17 protein-coding genes are annotated in these 16,050 nt (G+C 58.5%); all 17 read left to right on the forward strand.

Annotation, left to right across the window (positions count from 1 at the left end):
* The first annotated feature begins 128 nt into the window (after positions 1 to 128).
* The 17 genes from QMX97_RS06280 to QMX97_RS06360 all read left to right on the forward strand — a co-directional run bounded on the left by QMX97_RS06280 (position 129) and on the right by QMX97_RS06360 (position 16,046).
* Positions 129 to 656: a terminase small subunit gene (locus tag QMX97_RS06280; protein ID WP_282396501.1), complete on the forward strand. Its 528-nt coding sequence runs from the start codon at positions 129 to 131 to the stop codon at positions 654 to 656.
* Positions 656 to 2,335 (forward strand): terminase large subunit, encoded by a 1,680-nt coding sequence (locus tag QMX97_RS06285; protein ID WP_060766222.1) that lies wholly within the window; start codon positions 656 to 658, stop codon positions 2,333 to 2,335. The genes QMX97_RS06280 and QMX97_RS06285 overlap by 1 nt, the downstream gene beginning before the upstream one ends.
* Complete coding sequence (locus tag QMX97_RS06290) at positions 2,332 to 2,493, forward strand: hypothetical protein (RefSeq protein WP_169912398.1); 162 nt, start codon at positions 2,332 to 2,334, stop codon at positions 2,491 to 2,493. The genes QMX97_RS06285 and QMX97_RS06290 overlap by 4 nt, the downstream gene beginning before the upstream one ends.
* Positions 2,486 to 3,787 carry a phage portal protein gene (locus QMX97_RS06295; RefSeq protein WP_282396506.1) on the forward strand — a complete coding sequence of 434 codons (1,302 nt, stop codon included), beginning with the start codon at positions 2,486 to 2,488 and terminating at the stop codon, positions 3,785 to 3,787. The genes QMX97_RS06290 and QMX97_RS06295 overlap by 8 nt, the downstream gene beginning before the upstream one ends.
* Before the next feature lie 2 nt (positions 3,788 to 3,789).
* On the forward strand, positions 3,790 to 4,653 hold the full coding sequence (locus tag QMX97_RS06300; protein WP_282396508.1) for a head maturation protease, ClpP-related: 864 nt from the start codon (positions 3,790 to 3,792) through the stop codon (positions 4,651 to 4,653).
* A gap of 69 nt (positions 4,654 to 4,722) precedes the next feature.
* Positions 4,723 to 5,916 (forward strand): phage major capsid protein, encoded by a 1,194-nt coding sequence (locus QMX97_RS06305; RefSeq protein WP_282396510.1) that lies wholly within the window; start codon positions 4,723 to 4,725, stop codon positions 5,914 to 5,916.
* 55 nt (positions 5,917 to 5,971) lie between these two features.
* Positions 5,972 to 6,352 (forward strand): hypothetical protein, encoded by a 381-nt coding sequence (locus QMX97_RS06310; protein ID WP_282396511.1) that lies wholly within the window; start codon positions 5,972 to 5,974, stop codon positions 6,350 to 6,352.
* A 1-nt stretch (position 6,353) separates the two neighbouring features.
* Positions 6,354 to 6,695, forward strand: coding sequence for a head-tail connector protein (locus QMX97_RS06315; RefSeq protein WP_282396512.1), 342 nt, complete (start codon positions 6,354 to 6,356; stop codon positions 6,693 to 6,695).
* A gap of 15 nt (positions 6,696 to 6,710) precedes the next feature.
* Positions 6,711 to 7,016 carry a phage head closure protein gene (locus tag QMX97_RS06320; RefSeq protein ID WP_282396513.1) on the forward strand — a complete coding sequence of 102 codons (306 nt, stop codon included), beginning with the start codon at positions 6,711 to 6,713 and terminating at the stop codon, positions 7,014 to 7,016.
* Positions 7,017 to 7,027: 11 nt separating this feature from the next.
* A complete protein-coding gene (locus tag QMX97_RS06325; protein ID WP_282396514.1) occupies positions 7,028 to 7,219 on the forward strand; it encodes a hypothetical protein in 192 nt (63 codons plus the stop codon).
* A gap of 3 nt (positions 7,220 to 7,222) precedes the next feature.
* Positions 7,223 to 7,726, forward strand: a complete 504-nt coding sequence (locus QMX97_RS06330; RefSeq protein ID WP_282396515.1) for an HK97-gp10 family putative phage morphogenesis protein — start codon at positions 7,223 to 7,225, stop codon at positions 7,724 to 7,726.
* The gene (locus QMX97_RS06335) at positions 7,719 to 8,111 is read left to right on the forward strand and encodes a DUF3168 domain-containing protein (RefSeq protein ID WP_169912390.1); all 393 of its coding nucleotides are present in this window, start codon (positions 7,719 to 7,721) and stop codon (positions 8,109 to 8,111) included. Before QMX97_RS06330 ends, QMX97_RS06335 begins: the two co-directional genes overlap by 8 nt.
* 56 nt (positions 8,112 to 8,167) lie before the next feature.
* Positions 8,168 to 8,638, forward strand: coding sequence for a hypothetical protein (locus QMX97_RS06340; protein WP_282396516.1), 471 nt, complete (start codon positions 8,168 to 8,170; stop codon positions 8,636 to 8,638).
* 70 nt (positions 8,639 to 8,708) lie between these two features.
* Positions 8,709 to 9,065, forward strand: coding sequence for a hypothetical protein (locus QMX97_RS06345; RefSeq protein ID WP_282396517.1), 357 nt, complete (start codon positions 8,709 to 8,711; stop codon positions 9,063 to 9,065).
* Positions 9,066 to 9,157: 92 nt separating this feature from the next.
* Complete coding sequence (locus QMX97_RS06350; RefSeq protein WP_282396518.1) at positions 9,158 to 9,313, forward strand: hypothetical protein; 156 nt, start codon at positions 9,158 to 9,160, stop codon at positions 9,311 to 9,313.
* Between the two features lie 69 nt (positions 9,314 to 9,382).
* A complete protein-coding gene (locus QMX97_RS06355) occupies positions 9,383 to 9,865 on the forward strand; it encodes a hypothetical protein (protein ID WP_169912386.1) in 483 nt (160 codons plus the stop codon).
* 49 nt (positions 9,866 to 9,914) lie between these two features.
* Entirely contained in the window at positions 9,915 to 16,046 is a 6,132-nt protein-coding gene (locus QMX97_RS06360) for a tape measure protein (protein WP_282396519.1), read from the forward strand.
* The last annotated feature ends 4 nt before the right edge of the window (positions 16,047 to 16,050 follow it).

Here is a 16,050-nt window from a genome sequence, read left to right on the forward strand (position 1 = left end):
ATCGCACTGTTGTGGTGCGGCACGCCACTGCCCCGGTGGGGTGGGTCAAAACCGTGGGACCTTTCGCCTCGGACACCGCCCCCGATCTCATTTAGAGATTTTTTCCCCCTCACAGGATTCTGTTAAAGATGGCACTCACCTCCAAAAAGCGCGCTTTCATCGTCGCGGTTAGGGAAGGTGCGTCTAATAAAGATGCGGCCATAGCGGCCGGATGTCCTGAAAAGACGGCGTCCGCAGCTGGTTCTAGGCTCGCGAAAGACCCAGACGTGGTTCGTGAGCTGCACAAGCTCAACGCGCTTTTTCCTGTCAAAACGGATGTTAAAGCTGATGTTAAAACCCATGTTAAAGCGGGTGTTAACCCCAGCACGCCAGAAGGGGTAGTCCGCGGGGCACTGCCTGCGAGTAAGCGCATTGAGCGGGCAGTTAGCCCTCCCGTAAATTTGGATGACGACCCTTTGTATTTCTTCAAGTCAATGATGTTGGACGAAGAAATAGATCCGAAACTTAGATTGGATGCTGCAAAAGCGCTGGCAAGTTTCACAGTCAGTAAACCAGGCGAAAAGGGAAAGAAAGAACAGGTCCAAGAGGCTGCCGAGCAGGTAGCGTCTGGCAGGTTTGGCTTACGCAAGCCGGGTCAGCTTAGGGCGGTGAAGTAATGGAGTGGACGACCGCTTGCCCTGACTGGGAGTCTCGCATTGCTGACCGCCAGTCGATCATGCCCCTGGCACCGATATTTCAAGATCAGGCCGATGATGCCCTTGATGTCTTCTGCAACCTGAGGATGGTGGATGCGACTGGCAGCCCGTTGATGGGTGAAACGTGCCAGCCATGGGTGCTCGATCTCGTTGCGGTGCTGTTTGGCTCTTACGATCAGGAAGCCAGGCGACGCCTGATCACTAACTACTTTTTGATGGTCAGCAAGAAGAACGGTAAAAGTACTATTGCGGCCGGCATCATGCTCACCGCACTGATCCTGAATGCTCGGGCCTCTGGTGAGTTCATCATCCTTGCGCCAACGAAGGAAGCTGCAGACAACGCGTACAAGCCGATCCGCGACATGATCAAGGCGGACGAAGAGCTTGAGGCCCGCTTCCATGAGCAGGAGCATCTGCGAACCGTCACGGACCGGCTCAACCAGGCGACGCTCAAAGTCGTCGCCGCGGACAGCGCGACGGTTACGGGAAAGAAAGCGATTGGCGTCTTCATCGACGAGCTGCATGAATTTGGCAAACAGGCCAAGTCTGCAACCATGTTGACGGAGGCCACTGGTGGCTTGGCTTCGCGGCCTGAGGGTTTCGTCTTTTATTGCACTACTCAGTCGGCCTCGCCGCCCGCTGGCGTCTTCAAAGCCAAACTGGACTACGCACGCGGCGTCCGGGACGGAAGGATCATTGACAAGCGGTTCCTGCCGATCATTTACGAGTTTCCAAAGTGGATGATCGAAAAGGACCTGCATAAGGATCTGTCGAACGCCTACGTCACGAACCCTAATTGGGGGGTATCGGTTGACCAGCAGGTCATTGAGCAAAAGTACCAGGAAGCCCGGGAGACCGGAGAGGAGGCCATACGCGACTTTCTCGCCAAGCACATGAATGTAGAGATCGGTCTGGCCTTACTGTCCAGCCGCTGGGCGGGGGCCGACTTCTGGGAGGCGGCTGCAGTGCCAGTGCTTACGCTGGATTTGCTAATCGAAATGTCTGAGGTGATCGCCGTCGGGATTGATGGCGGCGGCCTCGATGACTTGCTTGGTTTTGCAGCGGTCGGGCGCGACAAGCGGACCCGCGACTGGCTCGTTTGGACTCATGCTTGGGCCCACCCTTCGGTGCTGGAACGACGCAAAGCAGAGGCTCCCCGATTCCACGATTTTGAGAAGCAAGGAAACCTTACGTTGTCCACCCGTATTGGTGATGACGTCAATGACGTTGCCGACCTCGTCGAGCAGATTGAGGCGTCAGGTCTTTTGGACAAGGTGGGCTGTGACCCGGTGGGAATCGGCGCAATTTACGACGCGATGATTGAGCGTGATATTCCACCGGAGAAGATCGCAGCCGTGAGTCAGGGGTGGAAGCTTGGCGGTGCTATCAAGACTGCTGAGCGCAAGCTGGCCGAAGGCGGAATGAAGCACGGTGGTCAGCCGATGATGGCCTGGTGTGTAGGTAACGCCAAAGTCGAGCCGCGCGCCAACTCGATCCTCATCACCAAGCAAGCCAGCGGGTCGGCCAAGATTGACCCGTTGATGGCTCTTTTTAACGCAGTGACCCTGATTTCCTTGAACCCTGAAGGCCGGGGGAATGACGACTTCATGGCCGCCATTCGGGACCCAATTATCGTATGAATCCACTTCTCATATTCATTCTGACCGCTTTGGCCGGACTCGCTCTGGCGGTTTCCGGTGTGTACGTCCTGCTTGGATTGGGCTGGGCATTGCTGGCTGGCGCAGTTTCGCTGCTTCTCATAGCAGGCTTTTTGCGCAAGGGGCTGACAGGTGAATAGATCCTTATCGGCCGTGATAGATCGCGCTGCGAGAGCACCCAGCGCCTCGCTGGGTGAATGGTTCGGCAAATCCATAAAGCTGAGCGATGGCGGGTTCTGGAGTCAGTTTATCGGCGGCCAATCCAGCTCGGGCAAGACGGTGACCGTCGACAATGCGATGCAGTTGTCCGCGGTTTGGTCGTGCGTACGGATCATTTCGACATCAGTTGCAGGTCTACCAATGGGCGTCTACCGGAGGGAGCCCGATGGCGGTCGCAAGGACGCTCGGGACTTCGGCCTCTACGACATCATCCACACCAGCCCGAATGAGGACATGACCGCCTTTCAGTTCTGGCAAGCGATGGTGGCGTCGATGCTGCTGCGCGGAAATGCCTTCGCAGAGATCCACCGCTCCGGGAGCCGTATCGTTGCGCTGGACTTCCTCTTACCGGGCCGGGTAGATCTGGACCTGGATGATGATGGCCGGATCACCTATTGGTACCGGCCACGCAAAGGTGCGCGGCGTCAGATCGAGCGCCCGAACATACTGCATATCCCTGCGTTCAGCTTGGACGGTCGGGTGGGCCTATCGGCCATCCGCTACGGAGCAGATGTTTTCGGTGCTGCCATGTCGGCGGATGACGCGGCAAACGGCACTTTCAAAAATGGCTTGTTACCCGCGGTGGCCTTCAAGGTCGACCGGGTACTAAAGCCTGAGCAGCGCGAAGAGTTCCGGGACTATGTAAAGCAGGTTTCGGGTGCGCTTAACGCCGGCCGTTCGCCGGTACTTGAGCAGGGCATCACACCGGAGTCGATTGGCATCAACCCAGTTGACGCTCAACTGCTTGAGTCCCGTGCGTACAGCATTGAGGAGGTTTGCCGCTGGTTTGGCGTTCCGCCTTGGATGGTGGGCAAGACGGATTCCGGCAGCAACTGGGGGACCGGTCTTGAACAGCAGATGATCGCGTTCCTGACATTTAGCATCAGCTCCATCACCAGTCAGATCCAGCAGTGTGTGAACAAGCGTCTGCTGACACCGGTGGAGCGCCAGTCGTACTACGCGGAATTCTCGCTGGAAGCGTTTCTCAAGGCTGACAGCGCCGGACGCGCCGAGTGGTACAGCAAGATGACCCAAAACGGGATCATGACCCGCGACGAGTGCCGGGTTAAAGAGAATCTTCCACGTCATGGCGGCAATGCCGCAGTGCTTACCGTACAGACTAACTTGGCTCCCATTGATCAGTTGGGTACGTCCACCGATAGCCAGGCCGCTCAGGCCGCTTTGAAGAACTGGCTCGGCCAGGATCAGGAGTAAACATGCCACTGAACATCAATGCTCGCAGCTTCAACTGTGAGTTGAGCCCTCGCGCGCTTGATCTGTGGAACCCGGATCTGCGCGCTGCGCTGGAAGCCGGCACCGACACCATCACCATGTACGGCATCATCGGTGAAGACTGGTACGGGGAGGGTGTAACCCTCAAACGTGTGGATGCAGCCTTGCGAGCTATCGGCGATAAGCCGGTGACGGTTTATATCAATTCTCCGGGCGGCGATATGTTCGAGGGCATCGCGATTTACAACCGCCTGCTCGAGCACTCTCAGGACGTCACCACCAAGGTGCTGGGTCTGGCGGCGTCGGCGGCTTCTGTCATCGCTATGGCCGGCACCAAGCGCGAAGTCGCGAAGACTGCCTTCCTGATGATCCACAATTGCTGGACGTACTTCGCTGGCAACCGACACGCGATTCGCGAACTGGCCGACACGATGGAAGAGTTCGATCGCGCGATGATCAGCCTTTACGCGGACACCAGCGGTCAGGACGAGGTGGCGGTGGAGAAGATGCTCGACGCCGAGACCTACATGAATGGGTCGAATGCCGTCGAGAAGGGCTTCGCCACCGGACTGATCTCTGCTTCCGAGGTTGAGCAAGCTCCGAGCGAAGAAAGCTCGCAGGCCCACTCGGCCCGCAAGCTGGACGCCGCACTGGCGAAATCCGGTATGCCGCGTAGTGAGCGGCGCAAGCTCATTTCTGAAATCAAGACCAGCACGCATAACGCTGCTGGCGGCGACACGCCTCGCGCTGTCGTGCCGGGCAAGCCTAGCGCTGCCCTTGATGTATCTGCGTTTGAAGAAACCGCAAGCCAGGCGTCGGCACTCCGGAGCCTCATCCCCGGCTGCTGAACGGCTGGAATCGCAATCGACTATCAACCGCCCGCGTGGCGGTTTTTTCATTTCTGAAAGGACAAAACCATGCCTGTAGATCTTTCCGCCATTGAAGCTTCCCAGAAGCAAACCCAGGCCGACCTGAAAGCTGTCGGTGACCAGATCAAAACCTACGCCGAGCGCACCGAGAAGGAAATCAAGGCCTCCGGTGAAATGCAGGCCGAAACCCGTGGCAAGGTAGACGAGCTGCTGATGAAGCAGGGCGAGCTGCAGGCCCGTATGCAGGATGCTGAGCAAAAGCTGGTCAATGCTGGCAAACAGCATGAGCCGGAGGTACAGCAATCTGCAGGCGCGTTGGTATCGGCAAAGATGGCCGAAGAAGGCGTCACCAGCTCGTTTCGCGGTTCTCGTCGCGTAGAAGTACCCCGCGCTGCAATCACTTCAGTGCCGACTTCTGGTGGCGCGTTGGTCCAGCCTGAGCGGGTTGGAGTGATTCTGGCGCCCCAGCGCCGTCTCACTATTCGCGACCTGGTCGCGCCTGGCACGACCGGAGCCAATGCTGTTGAGTACGTTCGTGAAACAGGCTTTACGAACAATGCGGCAATCGTGGGCGAGGGGATGGCCAAGCCTTACAGCGATCTAACCTTCGCACTCGAAAATGCCAACGTGCGTACCATCGCGCACCTTTTCAAAGGCAGCCGCCAGATTCTGGATGATGCGGCAGCTCTGCAAAGCTACATCGACGCCCGTGCCCGTTACGGCCTGCTGCTGGCCGAGGAGGCTCAGTTGCTCTACGGCAACGGCACAGGAAACAACCTCAAGGGCATCATTCCGCAAGCGCAAGCTTATGCGCCGCCGACAGGCATCGTAGTCGAGGCCGAACAGCGGATCGACCGAATTCGACTGGCACTGCTTCAGGCGATGTTGGCCGAGTTTCCGTCGACTGGCATCGTGCTCAACCCTATCGATTGGGCCGCTATCGAGTTGCTGAAGGATGGCGAGGGCCGCTACATCATTGGCAAGCCTCAGGACGGTACCGCGCCGCGCCTTTGGAATCTGCCTGTTGTAGAGACCCAGGCGATTGTTCAGGACCAGTTCCTGGTGGGCGCCTTCAGCTTGGCCGCGCAGATCTACGATCGCATGGGCATCGAAGTGCTGGTCTCGACCGAGAACGACAAGGACTTCGAAAACAACATGGTGACGATCCGCGCTGAAGAGCGATTGGCCTTCGCCGTGTATCGCCCTGAAGCCTTCGTGACCGGTGAGCTGACCGCCGCCTGATATCACACCACAGAGCGCCGCCCGAGCGCGGCCTCGCTTTCCAGGAGAACATCAAATGGCCCGTACCTCCACAAACGCTACGGACAAAGCTGTAGCGCCCGAACCGGCGACAGGCACGCCGCAAGCACACGAGGCCGCACCAGTGGCTGACAACTTGTCGGCTGATGCTGGTGAAGCAGTAGGTCAAGTTGGCATTCCGCCTGCTGAGGCCAAAGCATCGACAGATCCCGCCTTGGCTGCCTCCGATGAAGCCGCCCTTGAAGCCTTGTCGTCGGAAGGCGCCAAGACTGCCGAGGTCACCATCTACCCATTGCGAAGCTATCTCGACGGTCAAGAAGTGCGTCGTGCTGGCGGTGCCGGCTACAAGTCACCTAAGCACGATGCTGTGTCGCTCATCGCCGCAGGCCTGGCCACTGATAAGAATCCAAAGGCATGACATGAACGCAATCCCAACCGACGAGGCCATGCAGCATGTGCGTGCGGAGGAAGACGACCGCGCACATGTTGAGCTGCTGTTGGCGGCTGCAGAAGATAGTGCTGCTCAGTTCATGAATCGGCGTTTTTATGGTGACGAAGACGCGTTGACGGCTGCGGTTTTGGACGGCACAGGCGGAGTTAATCCGATCCTGATTAATCCCTCTGTTCGAGCAGCCTGCCTTTTGATCCTTGGCAATCTGTACGCGAACCGGGAGGACGTTGTGGTCGGAACCATTTCGAGCGAGCTGCCTATGGGGTCGCGTTCGCTGCTGACACCTTATCGCGTCGGCTGGGGGGTGTGAATGCGGGCGGGCTCAATGAACAAGCACTGCACCTTAATGCAGTCTCAGTCGGTCGAACGACCAGGTGGTGGGCGCCCCGTAACCTGGGTTGAGATCTGTAAGGTTTGGGCTGAAATCTCCATTCCAACCGGGCGTACTGCCCCAGTGGCGGACCGCCTTGAAGCAATTGTCACCGCTGAAATCAAAATCCGGTACCGGGCTGATGTGGTCGCCGGCATGCGCCTAGTAAGCCAAATCGGAACCTACCTGATCGGTGCGGCGTTGCCGGACCGAGATCCCGCGATGCTCCGGCTGTTGTGCTCGAGCGTCACCAACCCCTAGAGGTTATCAAAATGAAAGTACGTGCCTTGGCCAGTATCTCTGGCCCCATGGGCCGCAAAGTCGCGGGCGATGAGTTTGTCGTCGGTGCTGGCGATGCCCAGTCGTTGATTGACCGCAAGCTGGTAGAGCCGGTGCCTGTAGAGGTTGCGCCGGCGCCACCTGCCGAAAAGCCTACGAAGTCCAAGGCAGCTGCCGAGGAGTAAGACATGGCAGCCCGCAGATCCCGGATGTCCGGCGACTTCAAGCTGAGGAAGACGCTTCGCAACATCCATACCCAGCTCGACAACGAATTGAAGCCGGCGATGCAGGAGGCGGCGGACAGGCTCTTGGCAACGATGAGGGAGTTTGTTCCCAAGGATAGCGGGGATGGCGCGGCTGCTCTGACAGCTTTCGTTTCGAAGAGCGGTCTTGATGCCGAGATCGGTCTGCGCGGGAAGAAAGCCAACAAGCGTTTCTATTACCTTCGCTTCATCGAATACGGCACCAAGGGCTACGCCGAGGGTAAGCGGGCGGGCGGTCGCAACAAGCGCGCAACCAACAAATCTGACGGTGCTCACTTTTTCGGTAAGTACCCGAAGATCCCGGCGCGCCCAGCTCACCCCTGGCTGCGTCCGGCGTACGACGTGAACAAGGAGTTCATCCTGGCGAGCATCAGTCACGCGGTCAGCAACACGCTGAAGCGCGCGGCCGAGGGTTTGGGCGATGGCTGATCCGTCCTTTGCGCTGCAGGTTGCGTTGCTCGACAGGCTCAAGGAAGAGGTCGTTTCCTGCAAAACCTACGACCACGTGCCAATGAACACGCCGCTTCCATACGTCACCATCGGTTCGGAAATCTCCAGCAACGACGACCCGCTGGCCGGTAGACGCGACATAAGACTGCTCTATCTGACGGTCTGGTCTGACTTCGAGGGGCAAGAGGAGGTGAAGCGAATTATGTCCGAGATCGACGCGGCGACTCACGAAAGGCCGCTTCAGCTTCCGCCTAACTCGGGGCGGGTCGTTTCGATTCGCGTCATCCGCAAGCAATCAACGCCGGAGCCCGACTGCATCACCTACCAGGGGTCCGTCACCCTCCGAATCATCACCCAACACTAAACCGCTGAACCAACGCCGCGCTGCGGCTACATCACCTGTCCCCAGGAGGACTCCCTATGTCTATCAATACCGGCGCTGGCACGCGAATTTATATCGGTCCGCGCCTCACTGCTGATCTGCCAAAGGACCACGCAGCCGCTATCGCGCTGCTGGCTGCTTTGGTTTACGTCGAAGTCGGCGAGGTCGAGAGCATCGGCGACTACGGCGACACCATCAACGACGTGTCTTTCGCCGGCTTGGCCGAAGGGCGCGCACGCCACCTCAAAGGCCTGGCTGACGCCGGATCGGTCGAGCTGTCCATCGGCTTTGATGCCGGTGACGAGGGGCAGCTGGCGCTGGTGGCTGCATTCCTCGACCGCTCCCGCTTCGACTACCCGATCAAGGTGGTGTACGTCGATGGCGAGACCGACTACATGGCCGCGAAGGTCATGAGCAACAAGAAGACCGGTATCACTGTCGAGGGCGTGCTGAAGCGCACCGTGACCCTGGGCATCAACTCCGAGGTGTACGAGGTCGTCGAGCCTTAATCGGTCGACTTCATCCAGCGCCGCAACCCTGCGGCGCTGATCCCCACGTATTCGATAAAGAGAACAACGCATGTCCAAGACCAACCACGGCACCGTCGTCATCACCACTGACGAAGTCACATTCACCCTGAAGCCTACGCTGCGCGCCTTCCGCGACATCAACCGTCACTTCGGCGGCGTGATCGCGGCAATGCAGGCCATCGCTCACGGGAATATCAGCACCGTTGCACTGATTGTTGCCGCCGGTACCGGCGTTGACTCCGGCAAGCGAAAAGACATGGAGGCGCTGGAAGAGGAGATCTTCGAAGCTGGCTTCAGTACCGTTTCGGCCCAGGTGCTGCCATTCCTCCAGGCGCTACTGAATCCGGCCGGCAAGACAGACGAAGAGATCGCGAAGCAAAAAGAGGAGGCGGCGGGAAACGAGTAAAAGCCGGGCCCGAGGTAGACCCTGTTGACTTCATCTTCAACATCGCCACCGGCTGGCTGGGCTGGCCACCGAGCGTGGCATGGGACACCCCGATGGTCGAAACCCTGATGGCCTGGGAGTCCAAGCGCCAGTTCCTGATTGACAGCAATGGCGGCGGTGACGACAAGGGCAAGCCGAATAAGAAGGCGGTGGCCAAGGAGGCCAGGATTGGGTTCCGCGTGGCGGCCATGGGCAGAAAGAAAGATTGAGGTTCTCTATCTGAAATGCTCTGGGCGCCAGCGCGGTGATACAGTCACCCTTTTGATGAGGGTGAAAAAATGGCGTTTTTGCTTGCGGTGCTCAGTGTCTTTTTAGTAGGTGTGACCGCTTTTTTTTGTTTCACGCAAGCGGCCGAGAAGAACGGCGAGATGAACATGCGAATCGCGCTAGGATGTTTGGTGATCGTTATATGTTCATCTTGGGGTTGGTATTTTTTTGAATATCTAGGTGAGGCGAAGACTGCTGAGCGAGAAAAGATATCTCAGATTAAGAAGACGCAGGCTGAGTGCTCAAACCGCACGATGGCTTACGTCATGTCGCAGAACTTCGTGAAGCGAAGACTGAAGGCGCCGGATTCGGCTGTATTTCCACTGATTACAAAAGTTAAGTCTGAATCGATCCCAGGGTGCAAGTTCTTAATCGCTGCGTACTTTGATTCAAATAACGGATTTGGAGTACTGGTGAGGAGTACATACTCCGCTGAAATGGAGTATTTGTCGCCACAAGATAAATGGCGATTAAATGACCTAAGTATTTATTAGTTTCTTTCCAAGCCCACCTAGGTGGGTTTTTTTTCGCCTGGAGAAAGCAATGGCTGACGCCGACGTACAAGGCCTATTGATCCGCATCGAGGCAACCACGGCACAGCTACGCCAGGAGCTTGCTGCTGGTGAGTCGGCCGTGGCGAAGGCGGCGTCTCAGATTGATCGCAGCCTCGGCAGCGCCGATTCGTCCTTTGATCGTCTTGGCAAAAAGGCCCAGGCGACCACCAGCCTGATTCGCGGAGCAATGGCCGGCATCGCCGGTGCCGGGCTCATCGGCGGCCTGATCAAGCAGGCAGACGCCTATGGCCAAATGGCTGACCGGATGCGCGCCGCGACGAGTTCGTCCGCTGAATATGAGATGGTGCAGAAGCACATTCTCACCACGGCCCAGGAAACGTATCGTCCACTGCACGAGGCCCAGGAGCTTTACATCCGCACGGCCGACGTGATGAAAGGCTTGGGCTACAACACCCAGCAAACGCTGAACATCACAGACAGTTTCAGCTATCTGCTTGTGACTAACGCCGCGAGCGCGGACAAAGCTGGCACTGCTCTCGATGCTTATTCCAAGTCGTTGCAGACTGGCAAGATCGATGCCGACAGCTGGGTGTCGATCATGACCGCGATGCCCACCGTGGCAGAGGCCGTCGCCACCGCAACAGGAAAAACTTCGAAGGAAATTCGCAAGCTTGGTGCTGAGGGGAAGTTGGGCCTTGGCGACTTGAATCGCGGACTTGAGCAAGTTCGCGACTCAGCTCAAAAAGCTGCGGCCCAAATGAGCACTTCTGTAATGGATGCGCTCAACAACATTAACAACGCCATCGGCGCGTACATCGGCAAGGCGAACGAGTCCACCAGCGCCACCGGTGAGCTGGCAAAAGTCCTCGACTTGGTCGCCAAAAACATCGATATCGTAGCGGCGGCTGGCGCAGGCCTGGTCGCCGCAGGTGTCACCGGGTACATGCTGAAAAATAGCGTGGCCGCCTGGAATAGCGTTACGGCCATGGTCGCCGAGGCGAAAGCCACTCGCGACGCGGCAGCAGCAAAGGTTGAAGCGACTGCCGCCTCTGCAGCACTCGCAGCGGTACAGGCGACCGAGACATCAGCGGTTGTGGTTGGCGCTCGATCCACGGAAGCCAGTGCCATTGCGAAGCTGCGAGTGATTCAGGCAGCCCGTGACCAGTTGGCATATACAGTTGCCTTGTCCAAGGGAACGCAAGAAGAGGCTCGCTACACCGCTGCTTTGGCTGCTACAGATATTGAACTGGCAGCAGCTAAAAAGGCTGCTTTTGCCGCCTCGGCTCAGTTGGGTGCAGCCCTCACAGCCGAGTCGGCGGCGATGGCAAAGGATGCTGCGGCTACCACGGCTGCGTCGGTAGCCAAGGAAGAATACGCCGCCGTTTCATCGCTTGCCGCGCGCGCCGGGTCTGGCCTCCTCGCCTTGCTGGGCGGCCCGGTGGGCATTGCTGCTCTGGCGGTCGGCGCCGGGGTGGCATTCCTCACAATGCGCGACGGCGCGAACGAAGCGACCTCGGCACTGATTGATCAGAACGGAACTCTCGAGGACTCGATCCAGAAATTTAAAGGTCTGTCTGCTGAGCAGCAGCGCTTTCAGTCCTCTAAATGGGTAGAGGCCCAAGAAAGCGCACTAGACTCTGCTGCCAGCTCGCTCACCGAATACGCTACCCGCGGTAGTCAGGCATTTACCTCGCTCGGCATGAAAGGTGTAGAAAGCGCCGAAGCATTCAGCAAGATGGTTGCAGAGGTTAAGGCTGGAACTAGGTCGCTGGACAGCGTGACCGAATGGGTTTCTAAAAATAACCAGATCATGCCGTCGTTCAAGTCAATGCTTGAACAGACCGCTGCTGCATACTCGGCCAGCGGCGAAAAAGCAGATAAGTATGGGAAGCTGCTCGCCCAATCGAACGGCGTTACCAACTCCGCAACTACCGAAACCGAGAAGCTCGCAGCTGCCCAGGCCGCCGCGTCCAAGTCAAGCAGTGCAAGCGCGGGAGATTGGGACAAGTACATCGCCAAGCTGACCGAGGCTCGAGACCTGATTGGAGCGAACGCCGCCGCCGAGGCAGAGTACAGCTCTGCAAAAATGGGCGCTAGTGCACTACAGGTCGCCCAAGCCAAACTTATCGGCGATCAAACTGACACGCTGAAAAAGTACCAGGAAGCGATTAAGGAAGGAGACAAGGTTCAGCAAGCCAGCCTTAAATTGCAGCTGGTGGCTCTCTACACTGCCGAAGACGCAGCCACTCAAGCGGCGGCCACTCAAAGCAAGGCGTATGGAGATACTGCCACCGCCGCAGAAGACAGCGCCCGCCGTCAAATCACAGCAGTTGAGCAGGCGGCTAACTTTGCAGTTGCGTCGGCTACTCGTGTCGCTATGGGGGCTTCCGCGCCGCAAGCAAATCTATCGGGTTATGGACTGCTCACCAACGGCGGTATCGCGCCGGCGGCACCTGTGGCGCCCAAGGCTACTCCTGGCCAGCGCGCACAAGCAGCCATCGATCAGCTGAATGCAACGACTGATGCGAATAAGCGCGTAGATAAGTCTGCCAATGATGCTGCGACTGCGATCAAGAACCAAGCCAAGGCCTTGACCGATCTTCAGGCCCAGGCCGATATCGCCATTAAGTCGGCGACCGGCTTGGCTGCTGCGTATCTGGACGGTACCGACAAGTCGCGGGAATTCAGCCTGCAAGAAAAGGTCGACGAGGCACTGCTGAAGACCGGATCGGCTGCGCGCGACGAAGTCATCGCCAAGCTCACTGCCCAGCAGGATGCTCAGGACAAGCTGAACGTCAGCAAATCCGCCTACGACCTCGGCAAAGAAACCTCCGATATCATCGCCCAGGCACAAGCAACGTTGATGGGCGCCGATGCGTTGGCGGCTTATAACGTCCAAAAAGCAATGACGGTTGCGCTTGCCAACAAAAACATTGAGGTGGGGAGCGAGGAATACAAGCAGTTACTGGCCGCGACAGAGGCTCAGCAGGACGCCTTGAAGATTGCGCAGCGGGCCGCGAACGCCGGTGGGATCATGGATCGGCTGTATCCAGAGGCAAAGCTGCTCAAGGATTACACCGAGGACCAAAAAGCGCTAAACGCCGCAATGGCGCTGTATCCGGAAAATGCTGCCAGCTACCAGGCTGCCCTGGTCAAGCTCGGCAACGAGTACGAGGTAAACCGCAGCAAGGCCACCTTGTGGGGCCAGATGACCGAGGGCGCAATCGATCGTATCGATGAAGCCTTCGCCACGGCCTGGGGCAATATCGGCAGCGGCGCGGAAAGCCTGTGGGACAACCTGAAGAAAGGTTTCAAGCAGACGCTGGGCGAGATCGCTCACATGCTCACCACCAAGCCGCTGCTGGCCTCGATCAGCAACTGGCTGACTGGTACCGACAATGGTCAGGGACTGGGCTCGGTCTGGAGTAAGTTGCTGGGGAGCGCCGGAGGATCCGGTGGGGGGGGCGGACTATCGTCTATGTTTGGCGGCGGCTCCGACTCCAACGGTTGGGGCGGTATGGTCAGCCTGGGCAAAAACCTGTACTCGGCGTGGAGCAATCTTACTGGGGTAGGTTCGTCGATTGCTTCTGGATACGCGTCCGGCGGCATCAGCGGCGCGCTCTCGGGCGGTATTGGCTACTACGGCAACATGCTTTCCAGTTTGGGCAGTACGCTTTCCAGCGGCTTTAGCAGCATCGTGTCGTCGATCACAGGGACCGCGGCGGCAAGCACGGCCGCAACTACTGGCGCCACCTCAGCGCTGGGCGGTGCACTCTCGGGTGCTGTTGCTGAAGGCGCAGCATCAATTGGTACTAACATCGGTATCGCAGGTGCAACGACCGCGGCGGCATCCAACGGCATCGGTGCGGCGATCTCCTCGGCCATGTCGAGCGCGGCGGCTATGTGGCCACTGGCAATCGTCATGGGCATGTACCAGTCCGGCAAGCTGTACAGCGCCGGGGTGCGCCCTGATGCGGGAGAGATGTGGGACAGCGCCGGCGGCACAGCACTGGGCAAGGCTGCAATGCTGCCTCAGACCGTGGGCGCTAAGTACTTCGAGGTCACTGACAACATTCTAGGGAAGGTAGTCGGCGGCAAGATGGCTGCCATCCTCAGCGGTTCTACCCTGTTCCAGGCTGTTTGGAGCAAGGTGGGTAGCAAGCTGTTCGGAAGCGGGTACAAGACCAAGGACGTTGGCATTGAGCTGGGTGTTGATGGCGGGGTGTTCGACGCCCAGCAGTACGTCAAGCAGAAGAAAAAAGGCGGCCTGATCTCGGGGTCGAGCAAAACCCGCTATCTGCACAACCCGCTGGATGCTGAGACGCAGGACGCGCTTGGTGCAGCCTTCAATGACAAGATCCTCAATTCCATGGGCCTGTTCTCGGCTCTTGGGGTTGAGCTGAGCGATTCTGTTCTTGACGGCCTGAACATGGCTGCAACCCGCATCAGTACCGAGGGAAAGACCTCTGAAGCGATTCAGGCTGAGCTGGATGCTTGGTTTGGCAGTCTTGGCGATTCGGCTGTTGCTGCAATCAACGCTGCGACAAACTCGGGGTTGCAGGATTACAACTTCGAAGCGCTGACCACCTTCGTCAACAATCTCTACAGCGTCAATGACTCGTTCGAGATGCTGGGCCGCAAGCTATACGACGTGTCGGTCAGCACCGGCTTCATGGCTGAGCAGCTGGTGGCTATGGCGGGCGGTGCGGAGGCGTTCAACGCTGCCAACAGCAAGTTCTTCGATAGCTTCTACACGGACGTAGAGAAGACCAACTACACGCTGGCGACAGTGACCAAGCAGTTTAAGGCGATGGATGTTGCATTGCCTGGGTCGCGCGCTGCGTTCCGCAGCGTGGTTGATGCTCTGGACCTGACGACCGAAAGCGGCCGCAAGATGTACGTCACGCTCACCGGTTTGGCGGAAAGTGCATCGCAGGCTTACACGATCCTCGAACAGCAGTTGACGAACGCGGTCACCAACGCCCAAAGCGCGGTGCAGCGGGCAATCTCCGCCCAGCAGAAGAAGGCGACCGAGGCGTACAACGCCACCAACACCTCGCTCAGTGACATGGTCAGCACCGTGACGGAAAACGTCAACGGCCTGAATTCTGTCAGCACCAGTTTGAGTACGGCCCTCAAGGCGTTGCGCGGCGATTCGGATGACGCCGTGAAGATGCTGCGTGCGCAGGCGCAAGCGACGCTGCAAAGCGCATTGGCCACCGCTCGTTCCGGTAAGTCGCTCTCTGGCTTCACCGGCTTGGAGGATGCGCTCGACACCGTCAGCAACAACAACACTGACCTGTACGGCTCCATGGAGGACTTCGCACGGGACCAGGGTCGTACTGCCAACGTAGTGGCCGAGCTGAATGCCATAAACGGCAAGCAGCTTACTAGTGCCGAGGCTTCGCTGGCTGGCCTGAAAACCCAGATCGACCTGGCCAAGGCGGCGTATGACGCTCAGATGGCCCAGTACGATCAGGCGTTGGAATTCGCCCAGGCGCAGATGGATGCGCTCAACGGCGTCGATACCTCGATCATGGGCGTGACGGCGGCCATCAACGCGATGAACGCCGCAGTGGTTGCTGCGCTTCAAGGCCAGGCGTCCGGAGCCGGCAAGGCCAACACTTCGGGCAACAACGCAACGCTGGTGGAGACTCTGTATCAGTCCGTGCTTGGTCGCGGGTCTGAGGCTGCTGGTGCTTCGTACTGGGGCGCCAAGCTTCAAAGTGGGGAGGTTACCTACGAGCAGGCTGCCGCAACCATTGCCAAGGAGGCGCTGGCCCTGGATGCATCGAAGTACGCCGGGACGGTAAGTCAGGCGCAGATCGCTGCCTCCAAGGCGGCTGCCAAGGCTTACCTGGACAGTCATAAGACGCCGGCGTTTGCTGCTGGTGGATTCCACGATGGCGGCCTCCGCCTGGTAGGGGAAAACGGTCCGGAGCTTGAAGTCACTGGCCCGAGCCGGATCTATAACGCAAATCAGACGGCAGCAATGCTTAAGGGCGGCGGCGACTCCGGCGCGCTTGAGCGAAAGGTCGATACATTGATCGACGTGGTCAAGCAGATTGTTGGTCCGATGAAACTCAACTCCGACGCGGACAGCAAGCTGCTCAAGAAGTGGGACCGCGTCGGACTTCCAACAATCGCTGCAGGAGCATGACCCC

It is taken from the genome of Pseudomonas sp. PS01298 (assembly GCF_029959745.1).
Lineage (GTDB): Bacteria > Pseudomonadota > Gammaproteobacteria > Pseudomonadales > Pseudomonadaceae > Aquipseudomonas > Aquipseudomonas aylmerensis.

Bases quoted from the DNA above. Each gene is read 5' to 3' on its own strand.
- QMX97_RS06310 (WP_282396511.1), top strand. From the start codon at position 5,972: ATGGCCCGTACCTCCACAAACGCTACGGACAAAGCTGTAGCGCCCGAA.
- QMX97_RS06285 (WP_060766222.1), top strand. From the start codon at position 656: ATGGAGTGGACGACCGCTTGCCCTGACTGGGAGTCTCGCATTGCTGAC.
- QMX97_RS06350 (WP_282396518.1), top strand. From the start codon at position 9,158: ATGGTCGAAACCCTGATGGCCTGGGAGTCCAAGCGCCAGTTCCTGATT.
- QMX97_RS06345 (WP_282396517.1), top strand. From the start codon at position 8,709: ATGTCCAAGACCAACCACGGCACCGTCGTCATCACCACTGACGAAGTC.
- QMX97_RS06280 (WP_282396501.1), top strand. From the start codon at position 129: ATGGCACTCACCTCCAAAAAGCGCGCTTTCATCGTCGCGGTTAGGGAA.
- QMX97_RS06355 (WP_169912386.1), top strand. From the start codon at position 9,383: ATGGCGTTTTTGCTTGCGGTGCTCAGTGTCTTTTTAGTAGGTGTGACC.
- QMX97_RS06360 (WP_282396519.1), top strand. From the start codon at position 9,915: ATGGCTGACGCCGACGTACAAGGCCTATTGATCCGCATCGAGGCAACC.
- QMX97_RS06340 (WP_282396516.1), top strand. From the start codon at position 8,168: ATGTCTATCAATACCGGCGCTGGCACGCGAATTTATATCGGTCCGCGC.
- QMX97_RS06315 (WP_282396512.1), top strand. From the start codon at position 6,354: ATGAACGCAATCCCAACCGACGAGGCCATGCAGCATGTGCGTGCGGAG.
- QMX97_RS06335 (WP_169912390.1), top strand. From the start codon at position 7,719: ATGGCTGATCCGTCCTTTGCGCTGCAGGTTGCGTTGCTCGACAGGCTC.
- QMX97_RS06325 (WP_282396514.1), top strand. From the start codon at position 7,028: ATGAAAGTACGTGCCTTGGCCAGTATCTCTGGCCCCATGGGCCGCAAA.
- QMX97_RS06300 (WP_282396508.1), top strand. From the start codon at position 3,790: ATGCCACTGAACATCAATGCTCGCAGCTTCAACTGTGAGTTGAGCCCT.
- QMX97_RS06330 (WP_282396515.1), top strand. From the start codon at position 7,223: ATGGCAGCCCGCAGATCCCGGATGTCCGGCGACTTCAAGCTGAGGAAG.
- QMX97_RS06305 (WP_282396510.1), top strand. From the start codon at position 4,723: ATGCCTGTAGATCTTTCCGCCATTGAAGCTTCCCAGAAGCAAACCCAG.
- QMX97_RS06290 (WP_169912398.1), top strand. From the start codon at position 2,332: ATGAATCCACTTCTCATATTCATTCTGACCGCTTTGGCCGGACTCGCT.
- QMX97_RS06320 (WP_282396513.1), top strand. From the start codon at position 6,711: ATGAACAAGCACTGCACCTTAATGCAGTCTCAGTCGGTCGAACGACCA.